Source organism: Pantoea sp. CCBC3-3-1, from assembly GCF_007981265.1.
In the GTDB taxonomy this organism is placed as follows: domain Bacteria; phylum Pseudomonadota; class Gammaproteobacteria; order Enterobacterales; family Enterobacteriaceae; genus Erwinia.
Window position 1 is genome coordinate 2,824,108 of record NZ_CP034363.1, and the last position, 16,487, is coordinate 2,840,594.

Sequence of the window (16,487 nt, forward strand, 5' to 3'; positions counted from 1 at the left end):
TCACTTATTGCAAATCCGGGCGGGGTATCCTGCCGTAAACCGCCGATACGTACAACTTTCACTGACGGTTTAACACAATTGCTACATATAATTCACTTTTCTTCTCGTCTGGCGATCTGACAGGTTGCACTGGATCACACTTACCCGGTAACACCTGCTGAAAGCCCTACTAACGCCAGGTTTTATCGCGATTTACAACCTGGCCGGATTCTTGCAGCAATAAACATGCCGCTTTTATCAGAGGCGGCTTTTCACTCTGCAAACTGCGTCACATTTAACATGGTTGCACAAAGTTGCAACTTAAGTGATATTGCTTGCCAAACACGTCATTCATCTGCAAGGAGTTTCAGGCATGGGTACAACCACCATGGGTGTTAAGCTGGACGAAGCCACTCGCGAGCGCATTAAACGCGCCGCGGGCCAAATCGATCGCACCTCTCACTGGCTGATTAAACAGGCTATTTTCAACTATCTGGAACAGCTGGAAAGAGGCGATGCCCTGCCGGAAATTCCTTTGCAGGCGAGTACGCAGGAAGGGGAAGAGCTCCCTGTGGAGGAACAGCATCAGCCGTTTCTGGAATTTGCTGAACACATTCTGCCGCAGTCCGTTACCCGCGCCGCCATTACCTCAGCATGGCGTCGCCCGGAAACGGAAGCGGTGCCCATGCTGCTCGATCAGGCCCGCCTGCCAGCACCTTTGGCTCAGCAAACGCAGCAGCTCGCTCACAAGCTTGCCACGGCCCTGAGGCACCAAAAAGGGGCATCAGGTCGCGCCGGAATGGTGCAAAGCCTGCTCCAGGAGTTCTCTTTGTCCTCGCAGGAAGGTGTGGCGCTGATGTGCCTGGCGGAAGCGCTGCTGCGTATCCCTGATAAACCAACCCGCGATGCGCTCATCCGCGACAAGATCAGTAACGGTAACTGGCATTCCCACCTTGGCCGCAGCCCTTCACTGTTTGTCAATGCCGCAACCTGGGGTCTGCTGTTTACCGGTCGTCTGGTGGCTACGCACAATGAAGCTAACCTGTCGCGCTCGCTTAACCGCATTATTGGTAAAAGCGGCGAGCCGCTCATCCGCAAAGGCGTGGATATGGCAATGCGTCTGATGGGCGAGCAGTTTGTCACCGGTGAAACCATCTCCGAAGCGCTGGCCAATGCCCGCAAGCTGGAGGACAAAGGCTTCCGCTACTCTTACGATATGCTGGGTGAAGCGGCACTGACGGCAAAAGATGCCGAAGCTTACCTGGTCTCTTACCAGCAGGCGATTCATGCCATCGGTAAAGCTTCTAACGGCCGTGGTATTTACGAAGGCCCGGGGATCTCCATCAAGCTTTCTGCGCTGCATCCCCGCTACAGCCGTGCCCAGTATGAGCGCGTGATGAGCGAACTCTACCCTATTCTTAAATCGCTGACGCTGCTGGCCCGCTCTTACGATATCGGTATTAATATCGATGCGGAGGAAGCCGATCGCCTGGAGCTGTCGCTCGATCTGCTGGAAAAACTTTGTTTTGAACCAGAGCTGGAAGGCTGGAACGGCATCGGCTTTGTGATTCAGGCCTACCAGAAACGCTGCCCGATGGTGATCGATGCGTTGATTGATATCGCCCAGCGCAGCCGTCGCCGCCTGATGATCCGCCTGGTGAAAGGTGCCTATTGGGATAGCGAGATCAAACGTGCGCAGATGGAAGGTCTGGAAGGTTATCCGGTTTACACCCGCAAGGTTTATACCGATATTTCCTATCTGGCCTGCGCCCGTAAATTACTGGCGGTGCCGAACCTGATCTATCCGCAGTTCGCCACGCACAATGCCCATACGCTGGCGGTGATTTATCAGATGGCCGGCAACAACTACTACCCTGGCCAGTATGAATTCCAGTGCCTGCACGGCATGGGTGAGCCGCTCTACGAACAGGTGGTGGGAAAAGTCGGCGACGGCAAGCTTAACCGTCCATGCCGTATTTATGCACCGGTGGGCACTCACGAAACGCTGCTGGCTTACCTCGTTCGCCGCCTGCTGGAAAACGGCGCCAATACTTCCTTTGTTAACCGTATTGCCGATAACACCTTGCAGATTGAGGACCTGATTGCCGATCCGGTAGAAGAAGTAGAAAAACTGGCCCGTACCGAAGGTGCCGTTGGCCTGCCGCATCCAAAAATCCCGCTGCCGCGCGATCTGTATGGCGAGAACCGTCAGAACTCCGCCGGGCTGGATATGGCTAATGAACATCGCCTGGCGTCGCTTTCCAGCGCCCTGCTGAACAGCGCCATTGAGCCTGGCATGGCTGCGCCGATGATTGACGGTGAAGCCGAACAGGGCGAGCAATTGCCGATTGTTAACCCGGCAGAACCGGGCGATATCGTCGGCTACGTTCGTCACGCCAGCGAAACAGACGTGTCAAAAGCGCTGGACGCGGCGGTTAGCGCCGGTCCAATCTGGTTCGCCACGCCGCCGGCCGCTCGCGCAGAAATTCTCTCTCGCGCGGCGATGCTGATGGAAGGTCAAATGCAGCGTCTGCTCGGCATCCTGGTGCGCGAAGCGGGTAAAACCTTTAATAACGCCATTGCCGAAGTGCGCGAGGCCGTCGACTTCCTGCATTACTATGCCGGACAGGTACGCGATGACTTCGATAATGAAACGCACCGTCCGCTGGGACCGGTGGTCTGTATCAGCCCGTGGAACTTCCCGCTGGCGATCTTTACCGGACAAATTGCTGCGGCGCTGGCGGCAGGCAATAGCGTGCTGGCGAAACCTGCGGAACAAACGCCGCTGATTGCCGCCGAAGCCGTTGCGCTGCTGCATGAGGCCGGCGTGCCGGCGGGCGCGCTCCAGCTGCTGCCTGGCCTGGGTGAAACCGTGGGTGCGCAACTGACCGGTGACGATCGTGTTCGTGGCGTGATGTTTACCGGCTCAACGGCCGTCGCTACGCTGCTGCAACGCAATCTGGCAGGTCGCCTCGATCCGCAAGGCCGGCCAACGCCGCTGATTGCCGAAACGGGCGGGATGAATGCGATGATCGTCGACTCTTCCGCCCTGACCGAGCAGGTGGTTATCGATATCGTCGCTTCCGCTTTCGACAGCGCCGGACAGCGCTGCTCCGCACTGCGCCTGCTGTGTGTGCAGGAAGACGTGGCTGACCACACGCTGCAAATGCTGCGCGGTGCCATGGCGGAATGCCGCATGGGCAACCCGGAACGGCTTTCTACCGACATCGGCCCGGTTATCGACGCCGAAGCGAAAGAGAATATCGAACGCCATATCCTGTCGATGCGCAGCAAAGGCATGAAAGTGTACCAGGCGGCATTCAGTCATCCGCAGGATATCAGTGAATGGCAAAGCGGAACCTTTGTGCCGCCAACGCTGATTGAGCTGAATAGCGTGGCGGACCTGGACAAAGAAATCTTTGGTCCGGTGCTGCATGTGGTGCGCTATACCCGCAACACGCTGCCGCAGATTATCAATCAGATTAACGCATCCGGTTATGGTCTGACGCTGGGCGTACATACCCGTATTGATGAGACCATTACCCAGGTCACTAACAGCGCGAAAGTCGGCAACCTGTACGTTAACCGTAATATGGTCGGCGCGGTAGTTGGCGTCCAGCCGTTTGGCGGTGAAGGCCTTTCCGGTACGGGCCCGAAAGCAGGCGGCCCGCTTTATCTCTACCGTTTGCTCTCCAGCCGCCCGGATGGCGCGCTGCGCGTTACCCTGGATCGCCAGGATGGCAGGCTGCCGGTTGATTCCGCGCTGCGTCCTGGGCTACTGACTGCACATCAGGCGTTAACTGAATGGGCAAAAGCGAAACCGGCACTGGCGGAGCTTTGCACTCGCTATGCCGAGCTGGGACAAGGCGGCACCGTACGTCTGCTGCCAGGACCAACAGGTGAGCGTAATACCTTTGCCCTGCTGCCGCGTGAGCGCGTTCTTTGTCTGGCAGACAATGAAGAAGATGCACTGATCCAGCTGGCGGCCGTCACCGCTGTGGGCAGCCGTGCGCTGTGGCAGGATGATGAACTTCATCACAGCCTGGCGCGCCAGCTGCCTGCCGAGGTACAGACCCGTATTGATTTTGCGGCCAGACCGCTGGAACAGCAAAATGAGTTTGATGCGGTGATTTACCATGGCGATGCCGATCAGCTGCGTTTTGTCTGTGAAGCGATAGCCGAACGTGAAGGCGCCATTGTTTCCGTGCAGGGTTTTGGCCGTGGAGAAACCAATCTGCTGCTGGAACGTTTACTGATTGAGCGTTCACTCAGCGTTAACACCGCAGCCGCAGGCGGTAACGCCAGCCTGATGACCATTGGGTAAATAAAGCGTCACGGGCCATGGACGGCCCGTGTCGAGCTGGCATGGATGCCGCCTTTTGCGTCTTTATGGACGCCCCGTGTCCCCTTCACCTACACCAGACTAAACAACAACCTTAATAACGCGCTTTTTTCTCTCTTTGGCCCGGCAGTAATCAGGCTTTAACCCGCAGCAGGCTTGGGTAGATAAACAGATTTCGTCCCACGCCTCGGTTAAGCAGCGACCATACCCCTACCGAACAGCTGGCGCACAGCACCACCATCGCTATCGGGAAGCCGACAGCCCACAGCAGCGAAAACGCTTTGTTGGCAAACAGCTGATGATGTTCAGCAAACAGAATGGCCGACATGCCAAAGAATTCGATAAAGATGCGGTGCAGAACATAAATTTGCAGCGTGTTTCTGCCAAGCCAGTTTAACCAGCCCAGCGTGAAATAACGGTTTAAAATCCGACAGGCCGCGACCGACAACAGAATAGCCAGCGTGCAGAGAAACAGGCTGCGGGTCATCCCCAGCTTGATATGGATAAACGACAGCACCAGCAACAGAGCCCAGGGCATCAGGTTGCTGCGATGCCATTCACTCCACCGCAGCATTGTACTGCTGTAGAAGGTGCCCAGCAGGAAGAAGATCAGATACTGTGCAACGCTTTCTGGCCCCCAGCCTGGAATGACTTTTGTTATCGCAGCGTAGTTAAGCACCACGGCAATTGTCATCATCGCCAATTTTTGCCCACGAAACAGTTTGGCAAAAACAAAGAACAGCCCCAGCGCATATAAATACCAGGAAGAACTCATTGCCAGCAGCATCAGCTCAATGGATTTTAAGGGCGTCTCGGCCCATGCCGCATTGGTATTATTGGAGAGCTGCTCCCCCATCACTTCATTAGAAACGCCCCGGATCATCAACCACTGAATGATACCCCAGAGAAAATAGAGGTAGAAAAGATTAGTCACCCTGCTGGTAAAGACCTGCTTCCAGGGACGGTTAATAATACCGTTAGTGGCGAGCAAACCTGAAACAAAGAAAAACGCAGGCATTCGTAAAGGAGAAAGCGTGTTATTAAAGGCCAGCCATAATTTAGCCGGCAGGAACCCGGCAACCAGATGGCCAATCATTTCAGCATAGCCGGGCAGAACAACATGATATAAAACAACCAGTAATATGCATATACCTTTCAGGCTGTTTACCCAGGCAATATCTTTGTTTTGAGTAGTATTCATTATATTACTCCGAATGATATTCACATATTGATAATGAAAAGGTGGGCGTTCTTCCTGCAGGAATAGAACAACCTTAACCTGAAAAGATAAACCCTGTTAACGAATAATTAATATTGGCCTTATAACTTCAGCACAGGAAAATCTGAAAAGCACAGCGGAAAATGAAAAAAGAGTAGGTATAGCACCGTCCGCCACAGAATGCGTTGAGATTTATCTCAGAGGGCAGAGAGCGTAATTAAGATAATCCTTAAGGAAAAAGAATGCCCTGACTTAAGCTAAACTTTTAAATTAATCCGCTAAGGATTTTTGAGAGAGAGATCGTTAAAAGCTGGCAATGAAACGAAGTCGCGATTTTCGTCCACTGCCAGTACAGCCCGTATTCGCCCGGTGGCGGATTAACCTTTTCCCGAGAAATAACGCGTTAAATCAAGCGTTAAGGAATTTCTCCAGAAACTGACGGGTACGCGGATGCTGCGGATTAGCAAACAACGCTTTGGCGCTACCCTGCTCGACAATCCTGCCCTGATCCATAAAAATCGCCCGATCGGCAACGTCGCGAGCAAAACTCATCTCATGCGTGACAATCACCATGGTACGATTCTCTTCCGCCAGCGCCCGAATAGTGTTGAGAACTTCCCCCACCAGCTCCGGGTCCAGCGCCGAAGTCGGCTCATCAAACAGGATCACCTCTGGCCGCATCGCCAGCGCCCGCGCAATGGCAACACGCTGCTGCTGTCCGCCGGAAAGACGACGTGGATAGCTCTCTTCTTTACCTTGCAGCCCTACCTTTTCCAGCAGCTGGCGAGCACGCGCCGTCGCTTCCGCTTTTGACTCACCTTTGACGATGGTCGGGCCTTCAATAATATTTTCCAGCACCGAGCGGTGCGGAAACAGATTAAAGCTCTGGAAGACAAAGCCCACCTGCTGACGCAGCTGACGAACCTGCTCTTTTTGTCGGTTCATGCCCGCTGCGGCATCAATCAGGATATTGCCGACCTTAATAGTGCCGCTGTCCGGCGTTTCCAGCAGGTTGATACTGCGCAGCAAGGTGGTTTTCCCCGATCCGCTTGGGCCAATGATGGCCACCACTTCACCGGAACTCACCTCCAGATCGATACCATGCAGCACCGTCTGTCCGTTGAACTTCTTTACCAGCTGGCTAACTTCTATCGCGCTCATTTTGCCTCCCGATCCTGGCGGTTAACGTGATTTTCCAGCTTGCTTTGCAGGATCGACAGTAGCGTAGCCATAATCCAGTAAACCAGCGACGCAGCCAGATACATGGTGAAAACTTCCAGCGTGCGTGAAGTAATCAGCTGTGCCTGGCGGAACAGTTCGGGTACCTGAATGGTCGCCGCCAGCGAGGTGTCCTTCACCAGGCTGATAAAGCTGTTGCCCAGCGGTGGCAATGCGGTGCGCGCGGCCTGCGGCAGAATGACCCGACGCAGCGTCTGCCAGCGCGTCATGCCTATGCTGGCTGCCGCCTCCCACTGACCACGTTCAATCGCCGCAATGGCGCCCCGCAGCGATTCAGACGCGTAAGCGGCGGTATTCAACGACAGGCCAATCATCGCTGACGGGATCGGATCCAGCTCAATGCCAAACTGCGGCAGACCGTAATAGATCATAAACAGCTGGGCAATCAGCGGCGTACCACGAAAGATCGAGACGTAAATCCGTGACAGCCAGGCAACCGGCCAGAAGTGCGACAGGCGCATCATCGCCAGCAGAAAGCCCAGCAGCAGGCCAAAGAACATGCCGCCAATACTCAGCTGTAGAGTGAAGACCGCGCCTTTTAAAAGAAAAGGTGCTGAATCCAGCACCAGTTGTAAACTTTCCTGCATTATTTAGTTACGTCCGCGCCAAACCATTTTTCGGAAATTTTAGATAGGGATCCATCCTGCTGCATCTCGCCAATCGCTTTGTTGATGGCCTGCTGAAGCTGAGCGTTGCCTTTACGCAGCGCAACACCCGATTCCTGACGCGAGAACGCCGGGCCGGCAACCGCCAGCGTATCGTTAGTTTTCTTCACCAGGTCCAGCGCCGCCAGACGATCGACCAGAATCGCGTCGATCCGTCCTACGCGCAGATCCTGATATTTTGTTGGGTCATCATCATAAGTACGGATATCCACACCTTTGACGTTTTCACGCAGCCACTGCTCGTAGTTAGAGCCCAGGCCGACACCGACTTTCTTACCGCTCAGATCGGCCGGTTTGGTGATGCTCGCCGCATTGGCTTTTTTGGTCAGCGCCTGGATCCCGGAAATAGTATAAGGCGTGGAGAAGTCATATTTTTTCTGACGTTCGGGAGAGATAGTCACCTGGTTGATCGCCACGTCGATACGTTTAGAATCCAGCGAGGCCAGCATACCGTCCCATTTGGTGGGTTTCAGGCTGGCCTTAACGCCCAGATGAGCCGCCAGCGCCTGCGCAAACTCGACCTCAAAACCGGTCAGCTTGCCGTTTTCGTCCTGAAAGCTGAATGGCGGATAGGTGCCTTCCAGCCCCACCAGCAGCGATCCGCGCTCTTTGACTTTGGTCAGCAGATTTTCTTCTGCCGCAAAGGCATTCGTTGTCACACCAGCAACCAGCGCCAGTGACGCCATACCCATCACCAACTGGCGACGAACCAGAGAAAATTTCATAAAGGCTCCAAAAGTTTATCCACTACGGGAATAGACGACTGTATGTGTGTAATCGGTTGATTATACTCAGACCAGAGGATGATAAGCGAACAACGCGGGCGAACCGCCGGTATGAATAAAGGCTATCGGCCCTTCGCGTTTAAAACGCTGTTGCGTAATGCCATCAATTAATCCAGCCATTGCTTTGCCAGTATAGACCGGGTCGAGGAAAATCCCCTCAAGCCTGGCCAGCAGCTTAATCGCCTCCAGCCCTTCTTCATTCGGCACGCCATAGCCTGGCGCAAAATAGTCGTCCCAAAGGGTGATATCGGCTGAAGCCGTTAGCTCAAGTGAGGCCGCCAGTTCCTGCTGGATGGTCACCACCTTCGGGCGTTGCTCTGCTGCTTTACGCGAGACGGTGACGCCGACCAGTTCGGTTTCCGGCAGCAGCTGCTCCAGTCCGACGGCAAGCCCGGCATGGGTTCCCGCACTGCCAGAAGCCACCACGACGGCAGCGAAATCAACCACGCCTTCGCTCTGATGAGCAATCTCTTGCGCACACTCAACATAGCCCAGCGCGCCTAAAGCATTAGATCCGCCAACGGGAACAATATAAGGACGGAAGCCCTGTGCTTCGAGGCGGGTGGCCTGCTCGTGCATTTGTGCGGCCGGATCGGTGAGCGCATCAACCATCACCACGTCGGTCGCCATCAGTTCAAGCAGCAGGCGGTTGCCATTGGAAAGGTAATTTTCGGCAGACGTGCCAACAGGATTTTCGAGCAGCGCAACGCATTTCAGGCCGAGCTTTGCGGCCACGGCAGCGGTCTGTCGAACGTGATTAGACTGAATAGCGCCGGCGGTCAACAGCACGTCAGCACCCTGACGCAGCGCATCCGCCGCCAGGAATTCCAGTTTACGCAGCTTATTGCCGCCCAGCGCTACAGGCGTGACATCGTCACGTTTGATAAAGATGTCGCGACCCAGATAGTCGGACAAGCGTGGCAGATGCTCAAGGGGCGTAGGCGCACCAAGCAGTTCCAGCCGGGGAAAAGAGTGTAAAAGATGTAAGGACAACGCAGCCTCCACAGCAGCAGTGAGTCATCCTTACATTTTTACAGAAGATCGCCAAAAGGTAACGTTAATTGCAATTATCATTACCGGCTTAATTACGCTGCCAGCCCAAAAACTGATCGTATTTGCGCAATGCGATGCGATAATTATTGTTGCCCGCATCAGGTAAATCATTCTCCAGACATTCGTGCCAGCTGTTCCCGCTTAATTTTTCCGCCGGGAAATTACGGGCCGACAGCATATCGTCAAGTCGACGCAGGCGAACAACATATTCGCGGATCGTGCTGTGGCTCATCTCAGTTTGCTCAAACAAATATTGTTTAAACGCCATGATGTCAAAATAGGTCGGATGGGTATTGCAAAAAATATCGCTGCAAAAACGGCATAAAGCAGTCAGCTCTTGCTGAAGCTTTAACCAAACCTGATCGTCGATCGGCTGGTCCATCCGGGCAATAGCTTCTTTATTAATTATTTGTCCGCGAAAGACCAGCGCCATTCGGTCCAGTACTTTCCCGCAATGTGAACAATTACTCTGGCTGTGTTTAAAATCTTTCAAATAGCGGCTCAATGGCCTCATTTTAATTTTGGATCCCATCAGAGAGTCCCCGGTTGGTGTTGAGAGTGCTAAACTGACTCCGTCAGCGCGCTCCCGTTAACCGGGCGCGCAGGCGTTTAATCGCCTGACTGTGCAGCTGGCTAACCCGGGATTCCCCGACTTCCAGCACTGCGCCAATCTCTTTCAGATTCAGTTCTTCCTGGTAATAAAGCGTCAGCACCATTTTTTCGCGGTCGGGCAATGCCTCGATCGCTTCCATGACGCGTTCGCGAAGATTCCCTTCCAGCAGCTGGTGTAGCGGGTTAGCCTCTTCGTGGCCTTCCGTCACCAGCTCTGCGCTGTCACCATGCTCCTCACGATATTCATCGTAAGAAAACAGCTGACTATTATTGGTATCCAGCAGGATCTGCCGGTACTCTTCTAATGACACATCAAGCTGTGCTGCAACTTCCTGCTCGCTGGCGGTTCTGCCCAGCGTTTGCTCTACCCGATGCATTGCACCAGCCACCTGGCGCGCATTACGTCGCACGCTACGTGGAGCCCAGTCGCGGCTGCGCAACTCATCAAGCATCGCGCCGCGAATTCGCTGCACTGCATACGTCGTAAAGGCTGTGCCCTGTAGCGCGTCGTAACGCTCTACGGCATTTAACAGCCCGATGCCCCCTGCTTGCAGGAGATCATCCAATTCGACGCTGGCAGGCAACCTGACCTGTAAGCGCAGCGCTTCGTGACGCACCAGCGGCACATAGCGCTGCCACAGCGAATTTTTATCCATCACGCCATCAGCGGTATATAGATCGTTCACTCTGACTATCCTGCGTTAGTTAAGTTATCGGCACGATTATCTGTTTCTGTAGTGAATATTGATTGGCGGAATAGCGGTAATAAAGGCGGGTTATTTAATCTTTGTTGAAGAAAAGCGTCCTCTCAGCCGCGAACACGGGTAAGAGGACGGCTGTTTACGGCTTGAGGGTCAGACGCTGGCGGGTTTTTTCCGGAACCTGCGCCCAGAGCGCACAAACCTTCCCTTCCAGCGCCTGATAGAACGGCCCCAGTAATGCATCTTCTTTCAGTACATGACGAAAACGCACCTGCCCCGTTTGCGGATCGATGCTTAAACGACGACTGATAAATAAGCGTTGTAAATCACTGCGCAGAAATAAACCGTTATCAACACTGTTATCCAGTAAGAAACCCTGTTCATTTTCACGCATATCAATGTGGCAGGCTTCTACCCAGGGCCAGGCGTGTTCGTCGGTTAGCAAGGTACCGGTGATCACGCAGGCGCCATAGCGTTCGCGCACGGCTTTCCCAAACTCATGCTGGCTGGCCCGCTGCCATAAGCGCGCCTTGACCCGACGCCCGACCTGAGTACCGGGGATAACGCCTGCCGGTGGCGGCAACAGCGGCGAGGTCAAAACCACAATAAATTGCAGCTGGCGGGAATACTCAAAACAGGGTTTTGACTGGTTGTCATACAGCTGCCAGTATTCGTCTTCATCTTCGGTACGCAGCAGCGTTAGCGTGTAGCCGCGCTGTTGCAGCAGGCTTTGCGCCATGATCGACGCGGGATCCAGCATCGCGACAACTTTACTTTCCCCCATGACTTTCCAGGTATTCCACAACGCCGGCTGGGCCGGGCGGCGAAAATAGAGAAAGCTCTCCTGGCGCTGTAAATAGTGCTCAAAGCGCTGCAGGTAATTCTTACGTTCATTATCATTGGTAATGAACAGTAAATCTTCCAGCGGGATTTCACTGTCTTTACTGGCAAACACGGCGCGTATGGTCCAGTTTTTGCTGGAGGTCGACGGGCTGAGTAACCCTCGGGTCGTCAGGGATTTATCATCGGGATACTTCTGGCTGTAGCGCTCGCTGATTTCATCAAACGACAGCACTTCTCCCGGTAGCAGGTCATAATTGAAGCGCATGTAACACTCCGCAGTCAGGATCGAAACAATTTGTTATAGAAAATGATTATCGGCCTGGCAGGTCAAAACTACAGCGTTGTTACGGATAAAAGCGGTGAAGGGATTAAAAGTGTTTTGATCGTGAAATAACAGGCCAGCCGCACGGGTAACACTGACTGGCCTCAGGCTTAACAAACGCTATGCGGCACGGCAACAGCAAAACGCCTTTTCAGCGTATTTAGCTCTCTTTTAACCGCGTCATGCGAAACCACCGGAAACTCCGGCGGTAAGCACCCATGCTTCTCTTTAAAATACGTCGCAGCAACCAGGCTAATGGCGCGAGAAGAGAGTTTGCCGGAAATGGTAGACTGTTGCGGGCTCCAGCCCTCATCACCCAAATAATCGCCTGAATTTTCAATATCCGGGAAATAGTGATAAGACGGGTGAAGTCCGGCTTTGATAATGCCGTAGGTATGATCCAGATGTTCTACCGCATTGTAGTAGATTTCATCCATCAGTCCGGCCTTCTCAAGACAGGCTTTAGAATAATAGCAAAACGCGCCGACGCAAGCGGGATAAAGCGGCATGTAAAAATCACCGTAATTCATTACGTAGCGAGGACGCGGCTGGCCATCAGCAGTGATATTTTTATCGCCATGCTGGCTGAAGTTGAAATGCTGAACGCCGGTGCGTGCCGATAGCGTAATATAGCGTTCGAAAACCGCCGGGTTTTTAACGTAAATATCATCTTCAATCAAAAAGAAATGGTCGACCTGCTGCTCTTGCAGATAGCGCAACGCAATATTTTTACTGCGCCCCACCCCCTGATTAACCTCATTATGATGTAAATGACAGTCCAGCGTTGCCAGCTCTGGATAATAGTCGCCGTCATTCACCACAATCAGCGTATCTATAATGTCGCGAGGCAGCGACTGATAAAGTTTAAGCAAACCGGGTTTACGGTTGTAGGTCACAATGCCTACGCCAATTTTTTTACCCTCAAACATCCCACACCTCGTCTATCTCGATCTTTGTTTCAACTCATCAGCGGAAGGCTGCAACCCCTTCCGCCCACTAACTAAAGAAAAGCGGTATAGCCTGGTAGCCAACCGGCTTACCGTGGTAGCCAACCGGCTTACCGTGGTAGCCAGGCGCTCTGCCAGTCCAGCAGCCCTTCGTCGCGCAACATCCAGTCACGGAACACGCCTTCGCGCAGCGCATCACCGCGCGCCGCCAGCGCATCCATATCCGCCAGATGCTCACGAATCGCATTCATCCAGTCTTTATATCGGTTAGTTACGCGCGAAACCGGTAAATCACAACGGTAAGGTTCAATGTCGGTACAGATCACCGGCACGCCGCAGGCACCCAGTTCCAGCAGGCGCAGGTTACTTTTGCACTCGTTGAACAGGTTCATTTCCAGCGGCACCAGCGCCAGATCCAGGTTAAGCGTCGCCAGTTTTTCAGGATAGAACTCGAACGGTACGCCCAGATGGAATTCGCACTTCACGTTTTGCGGCTTCATGCCCATGAAGACCCACTCCACCTCGTTCTCCAGCTCTTTCATAAAGGGCAAGAGGATCTCCAGATCGCCCGCATGACTGCTGCCGCCCGCCCAGCCAACACGCGGCTTTTTACCCTGACGACGCAGGCTGTTCAGACCGACCCACTGATCGTCGAGGCGGTTTTGTGCCACGCGAATATCGTGATGGAAAGACGCATAAGCTTCGGCCAGCGGCTGAGTAGACACCACCAGCCAGTCCGCCTGCTCGACTGAGCGACGCAGCTGGCGAACGATATCTTTCGGTATCGCATGACGGAAACCGTTTTTCAGCGGCAGATTAGGAATATAGTCATCATATTCCATGATGATTTTCGTATTGCTAACCTGACGGAACTGCTTCACACGCTCAGGAATGGAGATATCCGTGACCAGCTCCAGCAGCAAGGTATCCGGCTGGATCTCGGCGACTTCCATTACGGCAGGCAGGCCGTGCGTCAATCCACCTTCCAGAACCAGCTGCCCTTCCAGCGCTTTAAACGGCTTGATCACCCGATAGTTACCGCAGCCCGTCAGGTTTTTATGACAGGCCATCATTACCGGCAAAGGACGGCCCGGCAGCGGCTGCTGATAACGGCCCTGGCGCGTGCCTAACTGGAAATTCCCACCAACCTTGGTCAGCTGACGGTTGTAGCTGATATCCACGCTTAACTGCCCACGCCATTTTTCACGCAGCGTATCAAACACTTCAGGGCCAACGTGCGATGCAACGCCCAGCGCTTCGCCGAGGACGCGGGTCGCGCCGCCCATGTGCAACAGACGTGCATACGGCGTCCAGACGGTAAGATAGCCGGCCTGACGCGCTTTCAGCGCAAAATCAACGTCGCCCAGGTAAACCGGGAATTCGCTATCGCTAAACCCACCTAATTCAGTGAACACCTCTTTGCGAACCATCATGCAGGAAGCGCTGACCGCGGTAACGTTACAAATCGCATCAAGGCGCAGCATATAACCGGTGTTGTCGCCTTTTACGCCTTCATAGACCGGCGACACGCCAAGCCCAACGCCGGCTACCATGCCCGCATGCTGAATACGCCCGTCATGAAATTCGAGGCGTGCGCCAACAATGCCCACTTCCGGGCGCATACCGTGCTCAACCATCGCGCTCAGCCACTGGCTGTCGATGACTTCAATATCGTTGTTCAAAAACAGGAGCAGCTCGCCACGGGCCTGTTGGGCAGCAAAATTGTTGATTGCGGAGAAGTTGAACGCTTCTGGCCAGCGCAGAATACGGATTTGCTCAATGCCCAGCGCGTCCAGCTGCGCCAGATAATCTCTCGCCGCCGGATCCTGCGAACCGTTATCCACCACCAGTAATTCGTAATTCACCCAATGCGTTTTTTCCATCAGGGTTTCGATACAGCGACGCAGTAACGGCAGGCGATCGCGCGTTGGGATAATGATGGAGACCTGCGGCTGTGAAGCGTGTTCAAAGCGAACGCGTTGCAGTCCAGGCTGCAAGCCCGCTTCAACGGCGGCGGCAAGGCCGCAGCGCGCCAGATGTGCTTCGGTGACAGCCCGGCTTTCGGCAATAATATCCGCTTCGCTCAGCCAGTCGGCGAAAGGTTGCGTAACATACATCAGCGTATCGGCAATATGACCCACCGCCTGCGCGCCACGGGTTTCGATAAATTTCCATGCGAGATCGATGCCGCCGAGTCGCTGATAACGGCCATCAAACCCGCCCACTTCTTTTGCAGCGGCCACGTTGATTAACAGCTGCTCACCCAGATAAGGTTCGCTACGCAACAGGTCAATATTCAGATCGGGTCTAAACAGCGATTCTGCGGTCAGCAGGGTTTCGCCATTAACGCTGTCGCAATACCAAAGCGCCGCATCGGGCTGACGCAGACAATGTTCGGCAAATACCAGCAGCGCCTGAGGCATTAATTCTGTGCCGGCGGTCACCAGCAGCAGCGAGCTGGCGCGGGTGTCGTTAAAGAGTGCCGCCACTTTCTGACTGTCGCCGCCGCTAACCACCTCAACCAGTGCGGGTTGCAGATACTGTGCCACCAGCGAAGCGCGTGTCGTTTCCACTGCGGCGCTGTCGTTGTTAGCATCCAAAATCACCAGGCCGATATTGCCCGTTTCCGGCATCTGGTTAATAAAGGAAAGCAGCACGCTGATGCGTGCCTCAGAAGGCAGACGGGTTTTCAGCCAGCTCTCCAGGATTTTCGACTGTTCCGCATCATTGGCAATCACCCGACGATGAAGCGTCAGGCTGGTGGCTTCACCGGCGCTGATGGAAAGCTTATCGGCCGCGGGCAGACGCGCCAGCAGCGCATCAATCAGGCTGGTAAGTGACCATTGCTGTAGCGCCTCTTCCCGGTAGCCCTGCGCCCAGTGCCAGGCATCGACAAAAGGTTCGACGATCTCTTTAGCCCACTCTGCCGGACTTTGGTGCGGCGTACCGCCGTAATCGGCGAGGAAATGGCTGTCGAGCGCGGTGTCCAGCGTTTCATCATTAACGTAGCCTGCGCCATAGACGGTATCGGTTATATAAGCCGGAATACCCGCAGCCATCGCCTGCACCACACTGCGTGAATGCCCCATCACCACCTGATAAGCGGCGAGAAATTCTGGCGTCAGTTCAATTTCACGACGGGTGGAGCTGATGTGATCGAGCTTAATGCCCTGTTCGGCCAGCAGCGTGCGCAGCGTGTTAACGTCTTCACTCTGTTCGGCAGAGATCAACAGGATACGGGATAATTCAGGCACACCGACCACGGGCGTGACCTGGTGAAAACGGTCACCGATGGAAAGAGGAAATATTTGCAGTTTGCGCTGGTCAATCCCTTTCAGCGCGAGTTTCGCGTAGGAAATCGCGGAAACGGCAAGGCTGCGGGCAGCCAGTTTATTTTCCAGGGCTGCGCCATACGGCAGATCCTGGTCAGCATACGCGTAATAGTGCTGGAATACGCAAACGCCAGATATTTCGCCTTTCTCCAGGGCTGAGATCATTTTCAGACTCATGTAACCCTGACAAATCCAGATTAAATCATAGTGAGCGGCGAGCGGATGCTCATCTTCCGTAAAACACTGAGCGTTGCCGCTTTTTTGCAGGACGTTAAAACGTCTGAGATAGCTCCCTTCGATCAGGCGGGTGACTAAATCAACCTGCCAGCCCAAATGATGGAAGTGTTCGACCAGATCGATCAGGGTCGTTTCTGTATCAGTTAACCGGTTAAGCTTATCAATCGTAATTAAGAGACGTTTCATCTGTATTCTCCGCGCCATCGTGTGT

At 54.1% G+C, this 16,487-nt stretch carries 11 protein-coding genes; 1 reads left to right on the forward strand and 10 read right to left on the reverse strand.

The features are described 5' to 3' along the window. Window positions 1–352 precede the first annotated feature (352 nt). Complete coding sequence (putA, locus tag EHV07_RS13235) at window positions 353–4,303, forward strand: trifunctional transcriptional regulator/proline dehydrogenase/L-glutamate gamma-semialdehyde dehydrogenase (RefSeq protein ID WP_147198506.1); 3,951 nt, start codon at window positions 353–355, stop codon at window positions 4,301–4,303. A 151-nt stretch (window positions 4,304–4,454) separates the two neighbouring features. Here putA and EHV07_RS13240 read toward each other — a convergent pair whose 3' ends face one another. The 10 genes from EHV07_RS13240 to EHV07_RS13285 form a co-directional block, all read right to left on the reverse strand. Next, window positions 4,455–5,522 carry an acyltransferase family protein gene (locus tag EHV07_RS13240; protein WP_147198507.1) on the reverse strand — a complete coding sequence of 356 codons (1,068 nt, stop codon included), beginning with the start codon at window positions 5,520–5,522 and terminating at the stop codon, window positions 4,455–4,457. A 426-nt stretch (window positions 5,523–5,948) separates the two neighbouring features. Further along, window positions 5,949–6,701 carry an L-cystine ABC transporter ATP-binding protein TcyN gene (gene tcyN, locus EHV07_RS13245; protein WP_147198508.1) on the reverse strand — a complete coding sequence of 251 codons (753 nt, stop codon included), beginning with the start codon at window positions 6,699–6,701 and terminating at the stop codon, window positions 5,949–5,951. Then, complete coding sequence (gene tcyL / locus EHV07_RS13250; RefSeq protein ID WP_147198509.1) at window positions 6,698–7,366, reverse strand: cystine ABC transporter permease; 669 nt, start codon at window positions 7,364–7,366, stop codon at window positions 6,698–6,700. Before tcyL ends, tcyN begins: the two co-directional genes overlap by 4 nt. Beyond that, window positions 7,366–8,169 carry a cystine ABC transporter substrate-binding protein gene (gene tcyJ, locus EHV07_RS13255; RefSeq protein WP_147198510.1) on the reverse strand — a complete coding sequence of 268 codons (804 nt, stop codon included), beginning with the start codon at window positions 8,167–8,169 and terminating at the stop codon, window positions 7,366–7,368. The genes tcyL and tcyJ overlap by 1 nt, the downstream gene beginning before the upstream one ends. A 66-nt stretch (window positions 8,170–8,235) precedes the next feature. Next, window positions 8,236–9,222 carry a D-cysteine desulfhydrase gene (locus EHV07_RS13260; RefSeq protein ID WP_147198511.1) on the reverse strand — a complete coding sequence of 329 codons (987 nt, stop codon included), beginning with the start codon at window positions 9,220–9,222 and terminating at the stop codon, window positions 8,236–8,238. 88 nt (window positions 9,223–9,310) lie between these two features. Continuing rightward, complete coding sequence (gene fliZ, locus EHV07_RS13265; protein ID WP_147198512.1) at window positions 9,311–9,814, reverse strand: flagella biosynthesis regulatory protein FliZ; 504 nt, start codon at window positions 9,812–9,814, stop codon at window positions 9,311–9,313. 43 nt (window positions 9,815–9,857) lie between these two features. After that, complete coding sequence (locus EHV07_RS13270; RefSeq protein ID WP_147198513.1) at window positions 9,858–10,580, reverse strand: RNA polymerase sigma factor FliA; 723 nt, start codon at window positions 10,578–10,580, stop codon at window positions 9,858–9,860. A 154-nt stretch (window positions 10,581–10,734) separates the two neighbouring features. Next, window positions 10,735–11,703, reverse strand: a complete 969-nt coding sequence (locus EHV07_RS13275) for an HNH endonuclease signature motif containing protein (protein ID WP_147198514.1) — start codon at window positions 11,701–11,703, stop codon at window positions 10,735–10,737. Window positions 11,704–11,870: 167 nt separating this feature from the next. Further along, window positions 11,871–12,689 carry a glycosyltransferase family 2 protein gene (locus EHV07_RS13280; RefSeq protein WP_147198515.1) on the reverse strand — a complete coding sequence of 273 codons (819 nt, stop codon included), beginning with the start codon at window positions 12,687–12,689 and terminating at the stop codon, window positions 11,871–11,873. Window positions 12,690–12,817: 128 nt separating this feature from the next. Then, complete coding sequence (locus tag EHV07_RS13285) at window positions 12,818–16,462, reverse strand: glycosyltransferase (RefSeq protein ID WP_168199627.1); 3,645 nt, start codon at window positions 16,460–16,462, stop codon at window positions 12,818–12,820. Window positions 16,463–16,487 lie beyond the last annotated feature (25 nt).

Excerpts from the sequence above, each read along its gene's own strand:
- EHV07_RS13280 (WP_147198515.1), bottom strand. The coding sequence starts at position 12,689 with ATGTTTGAGGGTAAAAAAATTGGCGTAGGCATTGTGACCTACAACCGT.
- tcyJ (WP_147198510.1), bottom strand. The coding sequence starts at position 8,169 with ATGAAATTTTCTCTGGTTCGTCGCCAGTTGGTGATGGGTATGGCGTCA.
- EHV07_RS13275 (WP_147198514.1), bottom strand. The coding sequence starts at position 11,703 with ATGCGCTTCAATTATGACCTGCTACCGGGAGAAGTGCTGTCGTTTGAT.
- EHV07_RS13240 (WP_147198507.1), bottom strand. The coding sequence starts at position 5,522 with ATGAATACTACTCAAAACAAAGATATTGCCTGGGTAAACAGCCTGAAA.
- tcyL (WP_147198509.1), bottom strand. The coding sequence starts at position 7,366 with ATGCAGGAAAGTTTACAACTGGTGCTGGATTCAGCACCTTTTCTTTTA.
- tcyN (WP_147198508.1), bottom strand. The coding sequence starts at position 6,701 with ATGAGCGCGATAGAAGTTAGCCAGCTGGTAAAGAAGTTCAACGGACAG.
- fliZ (WP_147198512.1), bottom strand. The coding sequence starts at position 9,814 with ATGGGATCCAAAATTAAAATGAGGCCATTGAGCCGCTATTTGAAAGAT.
- putA (WP_147198506.1), top strand. The coding sequence starts at position 353 with ATGGGTACAACCACCATGGGTGTTAAGCTGGACGAAGCCACTCGCGAG.
- EHV07_RS13285 (WP_168199627.1), bottom strand. The coding sequence starts at position 16,462 with ATGAAACGTCTCTTAATTACGATTGATAAGCTTAACCGGTTAACTGAT.